Annotated in this window: 16 protein-coding genes; 11 read left to right on the top strand and 5 right to left on the bottom strand. The window is 51.8% G+C overall.

Annotated features, from left to right (window positions below; all coding sequences use genetic code 11):
* The first annotated feature begins 17 nt into the window (after positions 1 to 17).
* On the top strand, positions 18 to 572 hold the full coding sequence (yfcD, locus tag OGX96_RS08980; RefSeq protein ID WP_003834775.1) for an NUDIX hydrolase YfcD: 555 nt from the start codon (positions 18 to 20) through the stop codon (positions 570 to 572).
* Between the two features lie 56 nt (positions 573 to 628).
* Here yfcD and yfcC read toward each other — a convergent pair whose 3' ends face one another.
* The 3 genes from yfcC to ackA form a co-directional block, all read right to left on the bottom strand.
* Entirely contained in the window at positions 629 to 2,149 is a 1,521-nt protein-coding gene (gene yfcC / locus OGX96_RS08975; protein ID WP_198801513.1) for a putative basic amino acid antiporter YfcC, read from the bottom strand.
* A 199-nt stretch (positions 2,150 to 2,348) separates the two neighbouring features.
* Positions 2,349 to 4,493, bottom strand: coding sequence for a phosphate acetyltransferase (pta, locus tag OGX96_RS08970; protein WP_008785351.1), 2,145 nt, complete (start codon positions 4,491 to 4,493; stop codon positions 2,349 to 2,351).
* A 75-nt stretch (positions 4,494 to 4,568) separates the two neighbouring features.
* Positions 4,569 to 5,771 carry an acetate kinase gene (ackA, locus tag OGX96_RS08965; RefSeq protein WP_003834770.1) on the bottom strand — a complete coding sequence of 401 codons (1,203 nt, stop codon included), beginning with the start codon at positions 5,769 to 5,771 and terminating at the stop codon, positions 4,569 to 4,571.
* A 339-nt stretch (positions 5,772 to 6,110) separates the two neighbouring features.
* Here ackA and yfbV point away from each other — a divergent pair, with 339 nt between their 5' ends.
* The 4 genes from yfbV to OGX96_RS08945 all read left to right on the top strand — a co-directional run bounded on the left by yfbV (position 6,111) and on the right by OGX96_RS08945 (position 9,724).
* Complete coding sequence (yfbV, locus tag OGX96_RS08960) at positions 6,111 to 6,566, top strand: terminus macrodomain insulation protein YfbV (protein WP_198801514.1); 456 nt, start codon at positions 6,111 to 6,113, stop codon at positions 6,564 to 6,566.
* 83 nt (positions 6,567 to 6,649) lie between these two features.
* Complete coding sequence (locus OGX96_RS08955; protein WP_003028086.1) at positions 6,650 to 7,144, top strand: YfbU family protein; 495 nt, start codon at positions 6,650 to 6,652, stop codon at positions 7,142 to 7,144.
* Complete coding sequence (locus OGX96_RS08950; RefSeq protein ID WP_008785348.1) at positions 7,137 to 7,814, top strand: sugar phosphatase; 678 nt, start codon at positions 7,137 to 7,139, stop codon at positions 7,812 to 7,814. Before OGX96_RS08955 ends, OGX96_RS08950 begins: the two co-directional genes overlap by 8 nt.
* A 77-nt stretch (positions 7,815 to 7,891) precedes the next feature.
* The gene (locus tag OGX96_RS08945; RefSeq protein ID WP_286582764.1) at positions 7,892 to 9,724 is read left to right on the top strand and encodes an SLC13 family permease; all 1,833 of its coding nucleotides are present in this window, start codon (positions 7,892 to 7,894) and stop codon (positions 9,722 to 9,724) included.
* Between the two features lie 63 nt (positions 9,725 to 9,787).
* Here OGX96_RS08945 and yfbR read toward each other — a convergent pair whose 3' ends face one another.
* Complete coding sequence (gene yfbR / locus OGX96_RS08940) at positions 9,788 to 10,387, bottom strand: 5'-deoxynucleotidase (protein ID WP_003028083.1); 600 nt, start codon at positions 10,385 to 10,387, stop codon at positions 9,788 to 9,790.
* An 83-nt stretch (positions 10,388 to 10,470) separates the two neighbouring features.
* A complete protein-coding gene (alaA, locus tag OGX96_RS08935; RefSeq protein WP_003028082.1) occupies positions 10,471 to 11,688 on the bottom strand; it encodes an alanine transaminase AlaA in 1,218 nt (405 codons plus the stop codon).
* Positions 11,689 to 12,615: 927 nt separating this feature from the next.
* Between alaA and lrhA the strand changes: the two genes are divergently transcribed.
* The 6 genes from lrhA (at position 12,616) to nuoF (ending at position 19,028) form a co-directional block, all read left to right on the top strand.
* Positions 12,616 to 13,554 (top strand): transcriptional regulator LrhA, encoded by a 939-nt coding sequence (lrhA, locus tag OGX96_RS08930; RefSeq protein ID WP_003834760.1) that lies wholly within the window; start codon positions 12,616 to 12,618, stop codon positions 13,552 to 13,554.
* Positions 13,555 to 14,181: 627 nt separating this feature from the next.
* Entirely contained in the window at positions 14,182 to 14,625 is a 444-nt protein-coding gene (gene nuoA / locus OGX96_RS08925) for an NADH-quinone oxidoreductase subunit NuoA (protein ID WP_003028077.1), read from the top strand.
* A 15-nt stretch (positions 14,626 to 14,640) separates the two neighbouring features.
* On the top strand, positions 14,641 to 15,303 hold the full coding sequence (gene nuoB, locus OGX96_RS08920; RefSeq protein WP_003028075.1) for an NADH-quinone oxidoreductase subunit NuoB: 663 nt from the start codon (positions 14,641 to 14,643) through the stop codon (positions 15,301 to 15,303).
* 85 nt (positions 15,304 to 15,388) lie between these two features.
* Positions 15,389 to 17,191 (top strand): NADH-quinone oxidoreductase subunit C/D, encoded by a 1,803-nt coding sequence (gene nuoC, locus OGX96_RS08915; protein WP_003834757.1) that lies wholly within the window; start codon positions 15,389 to 15,391, stop codon positions 17,189 to 17,191.
* A 2-nt stretch (positions 17,192 to 17,193) separates the two neighbouring features.
* Positions 17,194 to 17,694 carry an NADH-quinone oxidoreductase subunit NuoE gene (gene nuoE, locus OGX96_RS08910; RefSeq protein ID WP_003028069.1) on the top strand — a complete coding sequence of 167 codons (501 nt, stop codon included), beginning with the start codon at positions 17,194 to 17,196 and terminating at the stop codon, positions 17,692 to 17,694.
* A complete protein-coding gene (gene nuoF, locus OGX96_RS08905; protein ID WP_003834753.1) occupies positions 17,691 to 19,028 on the top strand; it encodes an NADH-quinone oxidoreductase subunit NuoF in 1,338 nt (445 codons plus the stop codon). The genes nuoE and nuoF overlap by 4 nt, the downstream gene beginning before the upstream one ends.
* The last annotated feature ends 25 nt before the right edge of the window (positions 19,029 to 19,053 follow it).

Raw genomic sequence — 19,053 nt, 5'->3', positions numbered from 1 at the left:
AAAAAGAAGGTTTCCTGATGGTGGAACAGCGTCGTTTGGCAAGTACTGAATGGGTGGATATTGTGAATGAAGACAATGAAGTCATTGCACAGTCCAGCCGGGAACAAATGCGGGCGCAACGCTTACGCCATCGTGCAACGTATATCGTTGTGCATGATGGTATGGGCAAAATTCTGGTTCAACGCCGCACTGAGACAAAAGATTTTTTGCCCGGCATGCTGGATGCCACCGCAGGCGGTGTGGTTCAGGCTGACGAGCAGATGCTGGAATCAGCGCGTCGTGAAGCAGAAGAGGAACTGGGGATTGCGGGCGTGCCGTTTGCCGAGCATGGCCAGTTTTACTTTGAAGACCAGAACTGTCGCGTATGGGGTGGGTTGTTTAGCTGCGTTTCCCACGGACCGTTTGCGCTTCAGGAAGATGAGGTCAGTGAAGTTTGCTGGTTGACGCCGGAAGAAATTACCGCGCGCTGCGACGAATTTACACCGGACTCCCTGAAAGCCCTGGCGCTGTGGATGACCCGCAACGCCAAGAATGAAGGGGCGAAAGCCGAAAAGCAGGAAGAAGCTGAGTAAACTCTGTTCATCCGGCCTACTGCGTCGAGAAATCGAGTAGGCCGGACGCACACTTTTTAATGGTAACCCATCATCTGCGCGCCAATCACCACCACGCTGGACATAATAAACAGCAGTCCCAACAGCGTAGCACCTACCTTCAGCCAGTTACGAAAATCCACCCGACAAACGCCTAACGTAGCCATCAGAGATGCTGACGTCGGATAGATAATATGACTGAATCCGTCGCCAAACTGGAAGGCCAGGACTGTGACCTGACGGTTTACGCCAACCAAATCGCCCAGCGGTGCCAGTAGCGGCATGGTTAACGCAGCCTGACCAGAGCCGGAAGTGACGAAGAAATTAAAAACTGCCTGGAACAACAGCATAAACCACGCCGCGATGGCGTTATCCAGCCCGCTGATGCCATTGGCAATGCTGTGCAGCAGAGTGTTTAACACGCTGGCTTCACCCGCCTCTCCATTACCGACCAGCAGTAAAATGCCTTTGGCAAAACCAACCAGCAGGGCAGGTGCAATCATCATTCGTGCACCCTCAGTGAATGAGGAGGCCATGATGTTGACCGTCATGCCGTTGAGCCGAAACACGACGCCGATAATGCCAATCACCAGACCCATCGTGAAGAACTGACTGGCGATCTCAGGAATAAACCACGCGTTGACGATAACGCCCCAGACAACCCAAATCATCACCGCGGTTAGCACCAGTAGCACTAACCAGTCGCCCAGCGTGAAGCGTCGTTCCACGACCTCGTCCTGCTGCTCGCGAAAGAAGCTGTCGGATTCATGTACCCGGGACAAAAGCGGATTCTTTTTGATACGCGCCGCATAGGCCAGCGTGAAGGTCAGCCCGATTAGTGTAGCGATCACCCAGACCACGATGCGTAGCCCGGAACCAGAGAGCACCGGTACCCCCGCAATACCTTGCGCGACCACCACGCAAAATGGGTTCATCCATGAACTGGCGAAACCAATCTGAGTCGCGATATAGGTAACCAGCACGGTGGTGATACTGTCGTAACCTAGCCGTACCATCAAAGGCGCGATGATAATGGCAAAGGCAACAGCCTCTTCCCCCATGCCAAACACCGCACCGCCTAAGGAGAAGAGAATAAACAGCACTGGGATAAACAGGACCTCGTTGCCCCGCGTATGGCGAATGAGCGCCAGGATGCCGTTATCAATGGTGCCGGTACGCATAACGATGCCGAATGCACCGCCAATGACCAGCATAAACATAATGATGCCGACAGCAGTGCCGAATTTCGAGCCGGAGGTTAATCCTTCAAACGGGAAATTCATCAGGCCTGGGCGTTCATCTCCGGTGGTGAATAACTGCACCCGGTGATACTGCTCTTCACCTGCGTCGTTGGTCAGAATACGAAAGGAATGGGGGTCAACCACCTTACGGGTTTTGGTTTGTCCATCAATCTGATACTGCACTTCCTGGCTGTCGAACATCCCGACGGGAACAACCCATGTCGCCAGACTGGTTAAAACGGCGACGAAAAAAATAATCACCAGCGTATCGGGCATCGCCCATTTTTTAGCTGGCTGTGATTCTGTTACTGCTGACATGAAAGACTATCCCTGTTGCAACGCAAAAGAGAGTAAGTATGCGAACAGAAGAATAGTTATTCATTGATGCAGCGCATCCAGGCAAATGTTTCAGATTATGCCAAAAGGGAAATAGACATAAAAAAACCGGAAATATCAGCTATTTCCGGTTTGATAAGCAGATGTGTTGCCGGATAAGAGATCCGGCACACTCGGCAGATTACTGCTGCTGCTGGGAAGACTGGATCGCGGTCAGTGCGATGGTGTAGACGATATCGTCTACCAGCGCGCCACGAGACAGGTCGTTCACCGGCTTGCGCATACCCTGCAGCATTGGCCCGATGGAGATCAGGTCGGCAGAACGCTGTACCGCTTTGTAAGTGGTGTTACCGGTGTTCAGATCCGGGAAGATGAACACGGTAGCGCGACCTGCAACCGGAGAGTTCGGCGCTTTGGATTTCGCTACGTCAGCCATAACGGCGGCGTCGTACTGCAGCGGACCGTCGATCATCAGGTCAGGACGTTTTTCCTGTGCCAGACGGGTTGCTTCGCGAACTTTCTCTACGTCACTACCTGCACCAGAAGTACCGGTGGAGTAGGAGAGCATCGCTACGCGCGGTTCGATACCGAAGGCAATTGCGGAATCAGCGGACTGAATCGCGATTTCTGCCAGTTGCTCTGCAGTCGGATCCGGGTTGATCGCGCAGTCGCCGTAAACGTAAACCTGATCCGGCAGCAGCATGAAGAACACGGAAGACACCAGAGAGCTACCCGGTGCAGTTTTGATCAGCTGCAGCGGCGGACGGATGGTGTTTGCGGTGGTGTGTACTGCACCAGAAACCAGACCGTCAACATCGTCCTGTTCCAGCATCAGGGTACCGAGAACCACGTTGTCTTCCAGCTGTTCGCGGGCAACGGTTTCGGTCATACCTTTGTTTTTACGCAGTTCGACCAGGCGAGCAACGTAGCTTTCGCGAACCACATCTGGATCAACGATTTCTACGCCAGCGCCCAGTTCAACGCCCTGAGAGGCTGCAACGCGGGTGATCTCATCCGGGTTACCCAGCAGTACGCAGGTTGCGATACCACGTTCAGCACAGATGGCTGCCGCTTTAACGGTACGCGGTTCGTCGCCTTCCGGCAGAACAACGCGTTTGCCCGCTTTGCGCGCCAGCTCGGTCAACTGATAACGGAACGCTGGCGGAGACAGACGACGGCTACGCTCAGAGGTTGCAGTCAGGGATTCAATCCAGTCAGCGTTGATGTAGTTAGCAACGTATTCCTGAACTTTCTCAATGCGCTCGTGATCGTCAACCGGAACTTCCAGGTTGAAGCTCTGCAGGCTCAGAGAGGTCTGCCAGGTGTTGGTGTTTACCATGAATACCGGCAGGCCGGTTTCAAATGCACGTTCGCACAGTTTAGTGATGCGCGCGTCCATTTCGTAGCCGCCAGTCAGCAGCAGGGCACCGATTTCCACGCCGTTCATGGCCGCCAGGCATGCTGCAACCAGCACGTCAGGACGATCTGCGGAAGTTACCAGCAGGGAGCCTGCGCGGAAGTGTTCCAGCATATGTGGAATGCTGCGTGCGCAGAACGTCACAGACTTCACGCGACGGGTGTTGATATCGCCTTCGTTAACGATGGTGGCGTTCAGGTGACGCGCCATATCGATTGCACGAGTAGCGATCAGATCGAAGCTCCATGGCACCGCGCCCAGAACCGGCAGCGGACTGGATTCTTGCAGTTTAGCCGGATCAACTTTGATCACTTTCGCTTTGGAAGAGTCGTCGAAAATCTCGGACAGATCCGGGCGAGTACGGCCCTGCTCATCAACCGGTGCGTTCAGTTTGTTAACGATTACGCCGGTGATATTGGTGTTTTTCGCGCCGCCGAAGCTGCTGCGAGTCAGTTCAATACGCTCGTTCAACTGTTCCGGGGTGTCGGTACCCTGAGACATAACGAAGACGATTTCCGCGTTCAGCGTTTTCGCGATTTCGTAGTTCAGAGACTGCGCGAACTGATGTTTACGGGTTGGGACCAGGCCTTCAACCAGTACAACTTCAGCGTCTTTGGTGTTCGCGTGGTAGTTCGCGATGATCTCTTCCATCAGCACATCTTTCTGATTGCTGGACAGCAGAGATTCAACGTGGCTCATCTTCAGCGGCTCAGCGGCTGGCAGAGAAGAGTTAGCACGGACGATGCTGGTAGTCTGGTCTGGCGCATCGCCACCGGCACGCGGTTGAGCGATCGGCTTAAAGACGCTCAGACGAACGCCTTTGCGTTCCATTGCGCGGATCACGCCAAGGCTGACGCTGGTCAGGCCGACGCTGGTTCCGGTAGGGATCAGCATAATAATACGGGACACGGTTTATCCTCTTTCGTTACCGCCAATTTAGACGGGTTACAAAACAGCACCGCCAGCTAGGCTGGCGGTGTGAAATCAGGCAGTCAGGCGGCTCGCGTCTTGCGCGATAACCAGTTCTTCGTTGGTTGGGATAACCAGCGCAGGACGGGTACCTTCTTTGTTGATGAAACCAGATTTGCCGAAACGTGCGGCCAGGTTACGTTCGTGGTCAACTTCAAAGCCCAGAACGCCCAGTTTGCCCAGAGACAGTTCACGAACCATCGCTGCGTTTTCACCGATACCACCGGTGAAGACAACTGCATCCAGACGACCATCCATCAGCGCAGTGTAAGAACCGATGTATTTCGCCAGACGGTGGCAGTAAACGTCCATTGCACGTTTAGCGTCTTCTTTAGTAGCGTAGTTATCTTCAACATAACGGCAGTCGCTGGTGACTTCGGTCAGACCCAGCAGGCCGGACTCTTTGGTCAGCATTTTGTTGATCTGGTCAACGCTCATGCCCAGGGTATCGTGCAGGTGGAAGATGATCGCCGGGTCGATGTCACCGGAACGCGTACCCATCACCAGACCTTCCAGCGGGGTCAGACCCATGGAGGTATCAACACATTTACCGTTACGGATAGCAGATACAGAACCGCCATTGCCCAGGTGGCAAGTGATGATGTTCAGCTCTTCAACCGGTTTGTTCAGCACTTTTGCCGCTTCCTGAGTGACGAAGAAGTGGCTGGTACCGTGCGCGCCGTAACGACGAACGCCATGTTCTTTGTACAGGCTGTACGGCAGAGCATAGAGGTAAGACTCTTCCGGCATAGTCTGATGGAACGCGGTGTCGAATACAGCCACGTTTTTGTCTTTCAGATTAGGGAAGGATTTCAGCGCTTCTGCGATACCGATCAGGTGAGCCGGGTTATGCAGCGGCGCGAAAGAGGCAGAATCTTTGATGCCCTGAATAACGGAATCATCGATAACCACGGAGCTGGTGTACTTCTCGCCGCCGTGTACGATACGGTGACCAATAGCGGTCAATTGCGCAGACAATTCTGGTTTTTGTGCCAGAATAGTGTTAACGATAAAGTTCAGCGCTTCACTGTGAGCGGCGCCTGCACCTAAAGCCGCTTCTTGTTTACCGCCGTCCATTTTCCACTTGATACGTGCTTCTGGGAGATGGAAACATTCGGCTAAACCAGAGAGGTATTCTTCACCGTTTACTGCATCGATGATGGCAAATTTCAGTGAGGAGCTACCGCAGTTCAGAACCAGTACTAACTTACTCGACATGGAAGTACCTATTTATGATACGTGGCTAAAAAAACGTCAGGGAGTCATAGAGCGTAGCGCATGATGACACCGACGTTTATGATTAACATCATGCGCCATAGTCTTTTTGGGCACGATGGAATAAATACCTTTGAGTCTATGTCATTTTGCGTATTTTTCAGGCAATGGCATAATGTATGCCAATTTGACGACTCAATGATTTTGGACTACAGGCCTTACAGGCCGGCACAGGATACCTGAATGTGGGTATCAAAGACAAAATGTTTTGAACGATGTCCCTTGTAGTTGTTGTTTTGCACAAATTTTTTAATTTTTATATGTGAAGTTGAGGTAACCGCCATGTCGACACCGGATAATCGCTCCGTCAATTTTTTCAGCTTGTTTCGCCGGGGGCAGCACTATGCAAAGACGTGGCCAATGGAAAAGCGCCTTGCGCCCGTGTTTGTTGAGAACCGCGTGATCCGCATGACGCGTTACGCGATCCGTTTTATGCCGCCTATCGCCATCTTCACCTTATGTTGGCAAATTGCGTTAGGGGGGCAGTTGGGCCCGGCCGTGGCGACTGCGCTGTTTGCGCTTAGCCTGCCGATGCAGGGGATGTGGTGGCTGGGAAAACGTTCCGTAACGCCGCTGCCCCCTTCAATTCTCAATTGGTTCTACGAAGTTCGGGGTAAATTGCAAGAAGCTGGGCAGGCGCTCTCTCCGGTAGAAGGAAAGCCGGATTACCAGGCGCTGGCTGACACGCTTAAGCGCGCCTTCAAACAACTGGATAAAACTTTCCTTGATGATTTGTAATTGACCCCTGATTACGCATATAAAAGAAGGCACAAGATACCTTCTTTTTTTTCATCGCAGTAGTAGTGATACAGGAGTCCCAAATGGAAATGACCAACGCTCAACGTCTGATTTTGTCGAATCAGTACAAAATGATGACTATGCTCGATCCAACTAACGCCGAGCGTTATCGTCGTTTGCAGACGATTATTGAACGCGGTTACGGCTTGCAGATGCGTGAGCTGGATCGTGAGTTTGGTGAACTGACGGAAGAAACCTGTCGTACGATTATCGATATTATGGAGATGTATCACGCATTACATGTGTCCTGGACTAATCTTAAGGATGCGCAGGCTATTGATGAGCGTCGCGTGACCTTCCTCGGTTTTGACGCCGCAACGGAAGCCCGTTTCCTCGGGTACGTTCGTTTTATGGTCAATGTGGAAGGTCGTTACACTCACTTTGATGCGGGTACGCATGGCTTCAACGCCCAGACCCCAATGTGGGAAAAATATCAGCGTATGCTGAATGTTTGGCACTCTTGCCCGCGTCAGTATCACCTGAGCGCGAATGAAATTAACCAAATCATTAATGCCTGAGGGGGCGAGCGTGCAGTGCAAAGGTTTTCTGTTTGATCTGGATGGAACGTTGGTCGATTCCTTACCCGCAGTAGAGCGCGCGTGGTGCAACTGGGCCGATCGCTTCGGCCTCGATCACGCCGAGGTACTCGGCTTTATTCATGGTAAGCAGGCCATTACCTCCCTGCGACACTTTATGGTGGGCAAGTCTGAGGCAGAGATCGCCGCGGAATTTACCCGTCTGGAGCAGATCGAAGCGACGGAAACCGCCGGGATCACCGCGCTGCCGGGGGCGGTTGATTTACTTAACCATCTCAATAAAGCGGGTATTCCATGGGCGATTGTGACCTCCGGCTCCATGCCGGTCGCACGTGCGCGTCATCGTGTTGCCGGGCTTCCTGCTCCTGAAGTGTTTGTCACCGCCGAGCGGGTAAAAAGAGGGAAACCAGAGCCAGACGCGTATCTGTTAGGTGCTCAGCTTCTGGGCCTGGCACCGCAGGAATGTGCAGTCGTGGAAGATGCCCCCGCCGGGGTGCTCTCAGGACTGGCTGCTGGGTGTCATGTCATCGCGGTTAACGCGCCAGCGGATACGCCGCGTCTGGACGAAGTTGATTTTTCGCTGACCAGTCTGGAACATATTTCTGTGACCAAACAACCCAACGGAAATGTGGTCGTTATAAGAAATACCTGATCATGATTTAGCCCCAGATTGTTGGGGCTTTTTTATGGCAGAATCAGTCCATCCCTCTCATTTAACAAGGATATGTTGTGAACGGTGAATTGATATGGGTTCTCTCATTGCTGGCGATTGCCGTCGTCTTGTTTGCAACTGGCAGAGTGCGTATGGACGCGGTCGCTTTGCTGGTCATTATTGCCTTTGTTCTGAGTGGAACATTGAGCATCACAGAGGCTTTTTCCGGGTTCAGCGATCCTAACGTTATTTTGATAGCGGCTTTATTCATTATCGGCGACGGCCTGGTGCGTACCGGCGTGGCGACGGTAATGGGTGCCTGGCTGGTGAAGGTCGCTGGCAGCAGTGAAGTCAAAATGCTGGTGTTGCTGATGATAACCGTAGCCGGACTCGGTGCCTTCATGAGTTCGACCGGTGTGGTCGCCATCTTTATTCCGGTTGTCTTAAGCGTTTCTATGCGCATGCAAATCTCCCCCTCACGGCTGATGATGCCGTTGAGCTTTGCCGGATTGATAAGCGGCATGATGACGCTGGTGGCAACGCCGCCGAACCTGGTCGTCAACAGTGAATTGTTACGTGAAGGACTTAACGGTTTTAGCTTTTTTAGCGTAACCCCACTGGGACTGGTGGTGTTGGTACTCGGCATAATTTATATGCTGGTGATGCGTTTTATGCTGAAAGGTGAAGACTCCGGGCAGCCGGGAGACGGCTGGAAGCGCCGGACCTTTCGCGATCTGATCAAAGAATATCGCCTGACAGGGCGTGCCCGTCGCCTGGCGATTCGCCCCGGTTCTCCCATGATTGGCCAACGTCTGGATGACCTGAAATTGCGTGAGCGCTACGGGGCAAACGTGATTGGTGTTGAACGCTGGCGGCGTTTTCGCCGCGTGATTGTCGATGTTAACGGGGTTTCTGAGTTCCGTGCCCGTGACGTGTTGCTGATTGATATGTCAGCGGCCGACGTCGACCTGCGTGAATTTTGCAGCGGGCAACTGTTGGAGCCGATGGTGCTGCGCGGTGAATACTTCTCCGAGCAGGCGCTTGACGTGGGTATGGCCGAGATTTCATTAATCCCTGAATCGGAATTGATCGGCAAAACGGTACGGGAAATCGCTTTTCGTACGCGTTATGGCCTGAATGTCGTCGGACTGAAGCGTGATGGTACGGCACTGGCCGGAGCGGTGGTGGATGAACCACTGCTGATGGGCGATATCATTCTGGTGGTGGGCAACTGGAAACTCATCACTTTGTTGGGGCAAAAAGGGCGCGATTTCGTGGTGCTGAATATGCCCGTGGAAGTCAGTGAAGCTTCTCCGGCGCACAGCCAGGCGCCGCATGCGATTTTCTGTCTGGTGCTGATGGTCGCGTTAATGCTCACCGATGAAATCCCTAATACGGTTGCCGCGATTATCGCCTGTTTGCTGATGGGAAAATTCCGCTGCATCGATGCCGAAAGCGCCTATAAAGCCATTCACTGGCCAAGTATTATTTTGATTGTCGGAATGATGCCCTTTGCGCTGGCATTACAGAAAACGGGCGGTGTTGATCTGGTGGTTAAAGGGCTAATGGACGTTGGTGGAGGGTACGGCCCGTATATGATGCTGGGCTGCCTGTTCGTGCTGTGCGCGACCATTGGGTTATTTATCTCTAACACTGCGACGGCGGTACTGATGGCGCCGATTGCGCTGGCGGCAGCAAAGTCGATGGGCGTTTCGCCGTATCCTTTTGCGATGGTGATTGCGATGGCGGCTTCCGCAGCCTTTATGACGCCAGTTTCTTCACCGGTAAACACACTGGTACTCGGGCCGGGTAACTACAGCTTTAGCGATTTCGTAAAAATTGGCGTGCCGTTTACCATCATTGTGATGGTGGTGTGCGTGGTGATGATCCCGATGCTGTTTCCGTTTTGATTTTTATGTGCCGGATGGCGGCTAACGCCTCATCCGGCCTACAAAGGCAATGTCGCCGCAAACTTACAATGGAGAATCCTGACTGATTTCATCTAATGAGAGGTGAAAACTCGGGACGAACACGTCCATAAAGTAGTCCATCTCTTCGCTGCGTCGTGACTCCAGCGTTTTTTCCAGACGTGTTTTCGCCAGCAGAAATTCGTTGTTACCGGCGGAGAGTTCTTCCAGGCACTTCAGATACGCGCACAGGGCATCGGCCTGTTTAACAATCGACCTCTCTTCTTCACTTAAGGCATGTTCATCAATGAGCGGCGCAAAAATATCGCGCAGCTCATCGGGAACCATATCGACCAGTTTTTGTTGGGCAATTTTCTCTATCGCTTTATATTCTTGGGCAATCTGCGAGTTGAAATATTTCACTGGGGTAGGGAGATCGCCGGTTAACACCTCTGACGCATCGTGATACATCGCCAGCAGGGCAATACGCTCAGCATTAACCTGACCACCAAATTTACGGTTTTTAATTGCGGCCAGCGCATGGGCAACCATGGCAACCTGCAGACTGTGTTCGGACACGTTTTCGGTGCGCACGTTGCGCATCAGCGGCCAGCGGTTAATGAGTTTCAGACGGGAGAGGTGGGCAAAAAAGTGGCTCTGCTTCATAACGACCCTTACTCAGTGACTTCAGTAACGGTATTTTGCGCAGAGAGTGCTACCGGATGCAAACCCGGCAGCACTTTGCGTGGTTACAGCTGGCGATACCCTGACAGGAAACGCTCAAATTTACTCAGCGACATTTCGATATCGTCAATACGCGGTAGCGTGACGATGCGGAAATGATCCGGCCACGGCCAGTTGAATGCCGTCCCCTGGACCAGCAGTACTTTTTCCTGCAACAGGAAGTCGAGAACCATCTTCTGGTCGTCATGAATATTGAAGCGTTTAGCATCAATTTTCGGGAACATATACAGGGCACCGCGCGGTTTTACGCAAGAGACGCCGGGGATGTCATTAAGCAGTTCCCAGGCGCGGTTACGTTGCTCATACAGACGTCCGCCTGGCATGATGAATTCGCTGATGCTCTGATATCCACCCAGTGCGGTCTGAATGGCATGTTGTGCCGGAACGTTGGCACACAGGCGCATAGAAGCCAGCATCTCAAGGCCTTCGATATACCCTTTGGCATGTTTCTTCGGTCCGTTCAGTACCATCCAGCCCTGGCGGAAACCAGCAACGCGATAGGTTTTTGACAGGCCGTTAAAGGTAATAGTCAGCAGGTCAGGGGCCATTGCCGCAATCGAGTGGTGCTCGGCGTCATCGTAAAGAATTTTGTCGTAAATCTCGTCCGCAAAGATGATGAGATTGTTTTGGCGGGCAATCTCAACAATCTCCATCAGCAGCTCTTTAGAATACACCGCGCCGGTTGGGTTGTTTGGGTTGATGATGACGATCCCACGGGTACGCGGCGTAATTTTGGCGCGGATATCATCCAGGTCCGGGAACCAGTCTGACGATTCGTCACACAGGTAGTGCACGGCATTACCACCAGAGAGCGAAACCGCCGCCGTCCACAGTGGATAATCAGGTGCAGGAACCAGCATTTCGTCCCCACTGTTTAGCAATGCCTGCATGGCCTGCACAATCAATTCAGATACGCCGTTACCGATATAGATATCTTCCACGGTTACGTCGCGCATCCCACGGGCCTGGTAATGCTGCATGATTGCTTTGCGGGCTGAATAAAGGCCTTTGGAATCGCAATATCCTTGCGCAGTTGGCAAATTGCGGATCACATCCACCAAAATTTCATCTGGCGCTTCAAACCCGAAAGGCGCAGGGTTGCCGATGTTCAGTTTCAGAACTTTGTTGCCTTCTTCTTCCAGGCGCTTTGCTTCCTTCAGAACCGGGCCGCGAATGTCATAACAGACGTTTTCTAATTTGCTGGATTTTTCAATGGGGGACATGAACGTTGACCTTTTTAGCTGTGAATGCCACTCCCTGCCGTGGAAGTCAGCCCAGCACAATGTACTCCCACAACGGTGAGTTTTGAAGGGTCTTTAGTAGAAGATTTTGGAAAGCAGGAGGATTATAATTCACTGTTAATAACTAAATAATGTGATTTTTGTAGAGTAATAATCTGGATTGTTGTGTTTTTTGTGGTTTATATTTTGATTTGTTAGCGTAGGTATGGTGATTTGTCTGGTCAAAAAAAGTTAGGCCTGTAAAGAAAAAGGTAGCCGAGATCTCAGCTGAATGGCGTAATTCGAAAATACTGAGGTTTTGCCTGCGAAATCTGTTATCGGTCTGATCCCTGCGTGATACGGTGTGAATCCATTGTTAAGCATAATTAATGAATTGAGAGATTCTTAATTAATTATTATTTATTATTTAAACGACATCAAATTGAGTGGGCCAATAATACGAAAACCGTTGCACTGACATAACACCAATTTGCCCGGAATTATTCGCGATAACACTTATAAATATAGTGGTTTTAGGTTAAGATAACTCCTATGAAATGGTGTGTAGTACGAATTTTACGATAATTCAAATGTTTGTTGGTTGTTCCTAACATCCTGAAAAGTTAGTTTTTAATGTGTAAATTATTGTTCGTTAACTATTTTTTAAATTTACAAAATTTACATGTTTCCCATTAGTCAGAATCATCCAGCAGCTAAAAATACGGCTCTTTCTCGTTGCTATATTCCGATGAATATCACGGGTATTAAAATAGCTCAGAAAGAGAATTGTTTCGTTTGTTAAACCAAATACATCCTTATTTTCACTTGGTTACACTAAGCGAAACTGAAGGGAGGCACATTACAAATGGAGTTGTTTGATTCTGAATGCACAGCATTAACCCGGTATGACCCGCGAGTAAGTGAAAAACTATGATAAATGCAAATCGTCCGATAATTAACCTCGACCTCGATCTGCTGAGAACCTTTGTTGCTGTTGCCGACCTGAATACCTTTGCGGCTGCGGCAGCTGCGGTATGTCGAACTCAGTCTGCGGTAAGTCAGCAAATGCAGCGTCTTGAACAACTTGTGGGGAAAGAGTTGTTCGCGCGCCATGGACGCAACAAACTGCTGACCGAGCATGGTATCCAGCTGTTGGGTTACGCCAGGAAAATACTGCGATTTAATGATGAGGCATGCTCATCATTGATGTTTAACAATCTTCAGGGGGTGTTAACTATCGGTGCTTCTGATGAATCCGCCGATACCATACTCCCTTTTCTGCTTAACCGTATAAGTTCGGTTTATCCGAAACTTGCACTGGATGTCAGAGTGAAACGCAACGCCTACATGGTGGAGATGCTTAAGTCGCAAGAAGTGGATTTAGTGGTCACCACTAACCGACCTGGCGATTTTGAGTGCCTGAATTTGCGAACTTCACCGACGCACTGGTATTGCGCAGCCGAATATATCCTGCAAAAAGGGGAACCGGTGCCGTTAGTTCTGCTGGACGATCCCAGCCCGTTTCGCGATATCGTGCTGGCGACGTTGAATGCCGCACAGATCCCGTGGCGTTTGGCTTATGTCGCTTCAACATTGCCTGCGGTCCGCGCGGCGGTAAAAGCAGGGCTGGGCGTTACTGCCCGTCCTGTCGAAATGATGAGCCCGGATTTACGCGTACTGGGTGCGGCGGACGGATTGCCACCTCTGCCTGATACCGAGTATCTGTTGTGCAGCGATCCGGCCACGCAAAATGAATTAGCTCAGGTTATCTTTAAGTCGATGCAGACATATCAAAATCCTTGGCAATACAATCAGTTTACCCCTGAAGGGGGAGATGACTCGCTGATTGTTGAAGGCGACTTTGAGTAAAGCGTCACAAAAAAACGTTTTAAAATGTAAGTGTAAAAAAGAGCCACTGATGATGAAAAAACATCCAGCGGCTCTTTTTTTATGCAAATATTACTGCTTTCTGTTCATTCATATACTAAAACTTAACAAAATCAGCAGGTAAAAAAACAGACTGACAATAGGATGAAAAATAATCAGCTGAGTTGCTAAATGTTTCCATGTTAAAAAACTAGAGAAATTGTTGCTGTTTTTTATGGTGAATTAACAAAAGCGTGTCACAGATCAAGAAAATACTCCCATTTAGGGGGAGGCATCTGGGTGAATTCCTGTCAAAATAGACGTGTATTATCTTTTTTACTTCACTACGGACACGATTCAACAACATTAAAAATGACCGATGATGCAATCGAAATGGGTCTAAAGAGCACTTTATGTTAATGAAGTTGGAACAGTGTAAAATAATGTGAGGAAACTTTTGTTAAAGTTGACAAAAGGTTATAGAAAGGAGTAAAAAACCCCATCAATTAGCTGTATAAAATGATTTTTCACAGTGATTGTAAGGTTTTTTTTATTCCTCCCCATGAATCGATGTGGCGTTCATCTGCCGAAAAGAGCAGAGAATTTGGCGCTACTTTTGATGAGTAAGCAATGAGTATGTCAACATCCACTGAAATCATCGCTCATCACTGGGCATTCGCTATCTTTCTTATCGTTGCCATTGGCCTGTGCTGCCTGATGCTCGTCGGCGGCTGGTTTTTAGGGGGTCGCGCACGCGCGAGATCTAAAAACGTGCCGTTTGAATCAGGTATCGACTCGGTCGGCACCGCCCGCCTGCGCCTGTCTGCCAAGTTTTATCTGGTAGCCATGTTCTTCGTTATCTTCGACGTTGAAGCGCTGTATCTGTTCGCATGGTCAACTTCTATCCGTGAAAGCGGTTGGATTGGCTTTGTGGAAGCTGCAATTTTTATTTTTGTGTTACTGGCAGGTCTGGTTTATCTGGTGCGTATTGGCGCGCTGGACTGGACGCCCGCGCGTTCACGCCGCGAGCGTATGAACCCGGAAACGAACAGTATCGCTAATCGTCAACGCTAACCGCGAGGCATTAAGATGGATTATACGCTCACCCGCATAGATCCTAACGGTGAGAACGACCGTTACCCCCTGCAAAAACAGGAGATCGTAACCGACCCCCTGGAACAAGAAGTTAACAAAAACGTGTTCATGGGCAAACTGCATGACATGGTTAACTGGGGCCGTAAAAACTCAATTTGGCCATATAACTTTGGCCTTTCCTGCTGCTACGTTGAGATGGTGACCTCGTTTACCGCCGTGCACGATGTGGCCCGTTTTGGTGCGGAAGTACTGCGTGCATCGCCGCGTCAGGCTGACCTGATGGTCGTAGCCGGAACCTGCTTTACCAAAATGGCGCCAGTTATTCAGCGCCTCTACGATCAGATGCTGGAACCGAAATGGGTTATTTCCATGGGCGCATGCGCCAACTCCGGCGGTATGTACGACATCTATTCTGTGGTGCAGGGCGTTGATAAATTTATTCCGGTCGATGTGTACATCCCGGGATGTCCGCCGCGCCCAGAAGCGTATATGCAGGCTCTGATGCTGCTGCAAGATTCCATTGGCAAAGAACGCCGTCCGCTCTCCTGGGTGGTTGGCGATCAGGGCGTTTATCGCGCCAATATGCAGTCAGAACGCGAGCGTAAACGCGGCGAACGTATTGCTGTAACGAATCTTCGTACACCAGACGAGATTTAATTTGCGCCTGTCGGCAGCAGCACTTCCTTCGCTTATCACTACATAAATAGCGCGAAGCACTGCCGACCACCACGGACCATTTGCAATGGTGAACAATATGACCGACTTAACCGCGCAAGACGCCGTATGGCAAACACGGGATCACCTTGATGACCCGGTCATTGGCGAACTGCGCAACCGTTTTGGGCCGGATGCCTTTACCGTTCAGGCGACTCGCACCGGGGTACCCGTTGTTTGGGTCAAGCGTGAACAATTACTGGAAGTTGGCGATTTCTTAAAGAGACTGCCGAAACCTTACGTCATGCTGTTTGACTTACACGGCATGGACGAACGTCTGCGTACGCACCGCGAAGGGTTACCTGCCGCGGATTTTTCCGTTTTCTATCACCTGATTTCCATTGAACGCAATCGCGATATCATGCTCAAGGTGGCTTTGTCTGAAAACGATCTGCGCGTACCGACTTTCACCAAACTGTTCCCGAACGCCAACTGGTACGAGCGTGAAACCTGGGAAATGTTTGGCATCGATATCGAAGGTCACCCGCACCTGACGCGTCTGCTGATGCCGCATACCTGGGAAGGTCATCCGCTGCGTAAAGACTACCCGGCGCGTGCGACCGAATTTGATCCGTTTGAGCTGACTAAAGCCAAACAGGATCTGGAAATGGAAGCGCTGACCTTCAAACCAGAAGATTGGGGTATGAAGCGTAGCACCGAAAATGAGGACTTCATGTTCCTCAACCTCGGTCCTAACCACCCGTCTTCTCACGGTGCTTTCCGTATTGTGCTGCAGCTTGATGGCGAAGAAATCGTCGACTGCGTACCTGACATCGGCTACCACCACCGTGGCGCTGAAAAAATGGGTGAACGTCAGTCCTGGCACAGCTACATTCCGTACACCGACCGTATTGAGTACCTCGGCGGCTGCGTAAACGAAATGCCTTACGTTCTGGCCGTTGAGAAGCTGGCTGGTATCACCACGCCGGATCGCGTCAACGTGATTCGCGTGATGTTGTCCGAACTGTTCCGCATCAACAGCCACCTGCTGTACATCTCCACGTTCATTCAGGACGTCGGCGCGATGACCCCGGTTTTCTTCGCCTTTACCGACCGTCAGAAAATCTATGACGTGGTGGAAGCGATCACCGGTTTCCGTATGCACCCGGCCTGGTTCCGTATCGGCGGTGTGGCACACGATCTGCCGCGCGGTTGGGACAAGCTGCTGCGTGACTTCCTCGACTGGATGCCAAAACGTCTGGATTCTTACGAGAAAGCCGCACTGCGTAACACCATCCTGAAAGGCCGTTCGCAGGGCGTTGCCGCTTACGGTAAGAAAGAGGCGCTGGACTGGGGTTGTACCGGTGCTGCGCTGCGCGCGACCGGTATTGATTTCGACGTGCGTAAAGCGCGTCCGTACTCTGGCTACGAAAACTTTGACTTTGAAGTCCCGGTTGGCGGCGGCGTTTCTGACTGCTATACCCGCGTGATGCTGAAAGTTGAAGAGCTGCGCCAGAGTCTGCGCATCCTTGAGCAGTGCCTCAATAACATGCCGGAAGGCCCGTTCAAAGCGGATCACCCGCTGACGACGCCGCCGCCGAAAGAGCGCACGCTGCAACATATCGAAACCCTTATCACCCACTTCCTGCAGGTTTCGTGGGGCCCGGTTATGCCGGCAAACGAGTCCTTCCAGATGGTGGAAGCGACCAAGGGTATCAACAGTTACTACCTGACCAGCGATGGCAGCACCATGAGTTACCGTACCCGTATCCGTACCCCGAGCTATGCGCACCTGCAGCAGATCCCGGTAGCGGTACGTGGCAGCCTGGTGTCCGACTTAATCGTCCATCTGGGTAGTATCGATTTTGTTATGTCAGATGTGGACCGCTAATTATGCACGAGAATCAACAACCACAAACCGAGGCTTTTGAGCTGAGTGCGGCTGAGCGTGAAGCGATTGAGCACGAGAAGCACCACTACGAAGACCCGCGTGCGGCGTCCATTGAAGCGCTGAAAATCGTTCAGAAACAGCGTGGCTGGGTGCCGGATGGGGCGATCTATGCGATCGCTGATGTGCTGGGTATTCCGGCAAGCGACGTAGAAGGTGTTGCTACGTTTTATAGCCAGATCTTCCGCCAGCCGGTAGGTCGCCACGTGATCCGCTATTGCGACAGCGTGGTGTGCCATATCAACGGCTACCAGGGGATCCAGGCCGCGCTTGAGAAAAAACTCAACATCAAGCCGGGGCAGACGACCTTTGATGGTCGCTTTACGCTGCTGCCGACCTGTTGCCTGGGGAACTGCGATAAAGGGCCAAACATGATGATCGATGAAGATACTCATGCTCACCTGACCCCGGAAGGCATTCCCGAACTACTGGAGCGGTATAAATGAAAGACATTATCCGTACTCCCGAAACCCATCCGCTGACCTGGCGTCTGCGTGATGACAAACAGCCGGTCTGGCTGGACGAATACCGTAGCAAGAACGGCTACGAAGGTGCGCGTAAGGCCCTGACAGGGCTGTCACCGGACGAAATCGTTAATCAGGTAAAAGACGCTGGCCTGAAAGGGCGCGGCGGTGCGGGCTTTTCCACCGGTCTGAAGTGGAGCCTGATGCCGAAAGACGAATCCATGAACATCCGTTACCTGCTGTGTAACGCCGATGAAATGGAGCCGGGCACCTATAAAGACCGTCTGCTGATGGAACAGCTGCCGCACCTGCTGGTGGAAGGCATGCTGATTTCCGCGTTTGCGCTGAAAGCGTACCGTGGATACATCTTCCTGCGCGGTGAATATATCGAAGCCGCCGTGCATCTGCGTCGTGCGATTGCCGAAGCGACCGAAGCCGGTCTGCTTGGTAAAAATATCATGGGCACCGGTTTCGACTTCGAACTGTTTGTCCACACTGGGGCAGGGCGTTACATCTGCGGTGAAGAAACCGCGCTGATCAACTCCCTCGAAGGTCGCCGTGCTAACCCACGGTCCAAGCCGCCGTTCCCGGCAAGCTCTGGCGCATGGGGCAAACCGACCTGCGTAAACAACGTCGAAACCCTGTGTAACGTACCGGCTATCCTCGCGAACGGCGTGGAGTGGTACCAGAACATTTCGAAGAGCAAAGACGCGGGCACCAAGCTGATGGGCTTCTCTGGTCGCGTGAAGAATCCTGGCCTGTGGGAACTGCCTTTCGGTACTACCGCGCGTGAGATCCTCGAAGATTACGCGGGTGGCATGCGCGATGGACTGAAGTTCAAAGCCTGGCAGCCAGGCGGCGCAGGGACTGACTTCCTGACCGAAGCACACCTCGATCTGCCGATGGAATTCGAAAGCATTGGTAAAGCAGGTAGCCGTCTGGGCACCGCGCTGGCCATGGCTGTCGATCACGAGATTGGCATGGTTCCTCTGGTGCGCAACCTCGAAGAGTTCTTTGCCCGCGAGTCCTGCGGCTGGTGTACGCCGTGCCGTGACGGTCTGCCGTGGAGTGTGAAAATTCTGCGCGCGCTGGAGCGTGGCGAAGGCCAGCCAGGGGATATCGAGACACTTGAGCAACTGTGTCGTTTCCTCGGCCCGGGTAAAACCTTCTGTGCACACGCACCGGGCGCAGTGGAACCGCTGCAGAGCGCCATTAAATATTTCCGCGAAGAATTCGAAGCTGGCATCAAGCAGTCCTTCAGCAATACCCATCAGATTGGTGGTATTCAGCCGAACCTGCTGAAAGAGCGCTGGTGATTACAGGGTTAGCCCTGTGTCGCGA

Origin of the sequence: Citrobacter sp. Cpo100, from assembly GCF_030332595.1 — a bacterium.
GTDB lineage: Bacteria > Pseudomonadota > Gammaproteobacteria > Enterobacterales > Enterobacteriaceae > Citrobacter > Citrobacter portucalensis.
Note: the sequence above shows the minus strand (reverse complement) of the source record. Positions and strands in the feature narration are given on the sequence as shown.

Bases quoted from the DNA above. Each gene is read 5' to 3' on its own strand.
- yfbV (WP_198801514.1), top strand. From the start codon at position 6,111: ATGTCGACACCGGATAATCGCTCCGTCAATTTTTTCAGCTTGTTTCGC.
- ackA (WP_003834770.1), bottom strand. From the start codon at position 5,771: ATGTCGAGTAAGTTAGTACTGGTTCTGAACTGCGGTAGCTCCTCACTG.
- nuoC (WP_003834757.1), top strand. From the start codon at position 15,389: ATGGTGAACAATATGACCGACTTAACCGCGCAAGACGCCGTATGGCAA.
- nuoE (WP_003028069.1), top strand. From the start codon at position 17,194: ATGCACGAGAATCAACAACCACAAACCGAGGCTTTTGAGCTGAGTGCG.
- alaA (WP_003028082.1), bottom strand. From the start codon at position 11,688: ATGTCCCCCATTGAAAAATCCAGCAAATTAGAAAACGTCTGTTATGAC.
- nuoB (WP_003028075.1), top strand. From the start codon at position 14,641: ATGGATTATACGCTCACCCGCATAGATCCTAACGGTGAGAACGACCGT.
- OGX96_RS08955 (WP_003028086.1), top strand. From the start codon at position 6,650: ATGGAAATGACCAACGCTCAACGTCTGATTTTGTCGAATCAGTACAAA.
- yfcD (WP_003834775.1), top strand. From the start codon at position 18: ATGGTGGAACAGCGTCGTTTGGCAAGTACTGAATGGGTGGATATTGTG.
- yfcC (WP_198801513.1), bottom strand. From the start codon at position 2,149: ATGTCAGCAGTAACAGAATCACAGCCAGCTAAAAAATGGGCGATGCCC.
- lrhA (WP_003834760.1), top strand. From the start codon at position 12,616: ATGATAAATGCAAATCGTCCGATAATTAACCTCGACCTCGATCTGCTG.
- nuoA (WP_003028077.1), top strand. From the start codon at position 14,182: ATGAGTATGTCAACATCCACTGAAATCATCGCTCATCACTGGGCATTC.
- OGX96_RS08950 (WP_008785348.1), top strand. From the start codon at position 7,137: ATGCCTGAGGGGGCGAGCGTGCAGTGCAAAGGTTTTCTGTTTGATCTG.
- nuoF (WP_003834753.1), top strand. From the start codon at position 17,691: ATGAAAGACATTATCCGTACTCCCGAAACCCATCCGCTGACCTGGCGT.
- yfbR (WP_003028083.1), bottom strand. From the start codon at position 10,387: ATGAAGCAGAGCCACTTTTTTGCCCACCTCTCCCGTCTGAAACTCATT.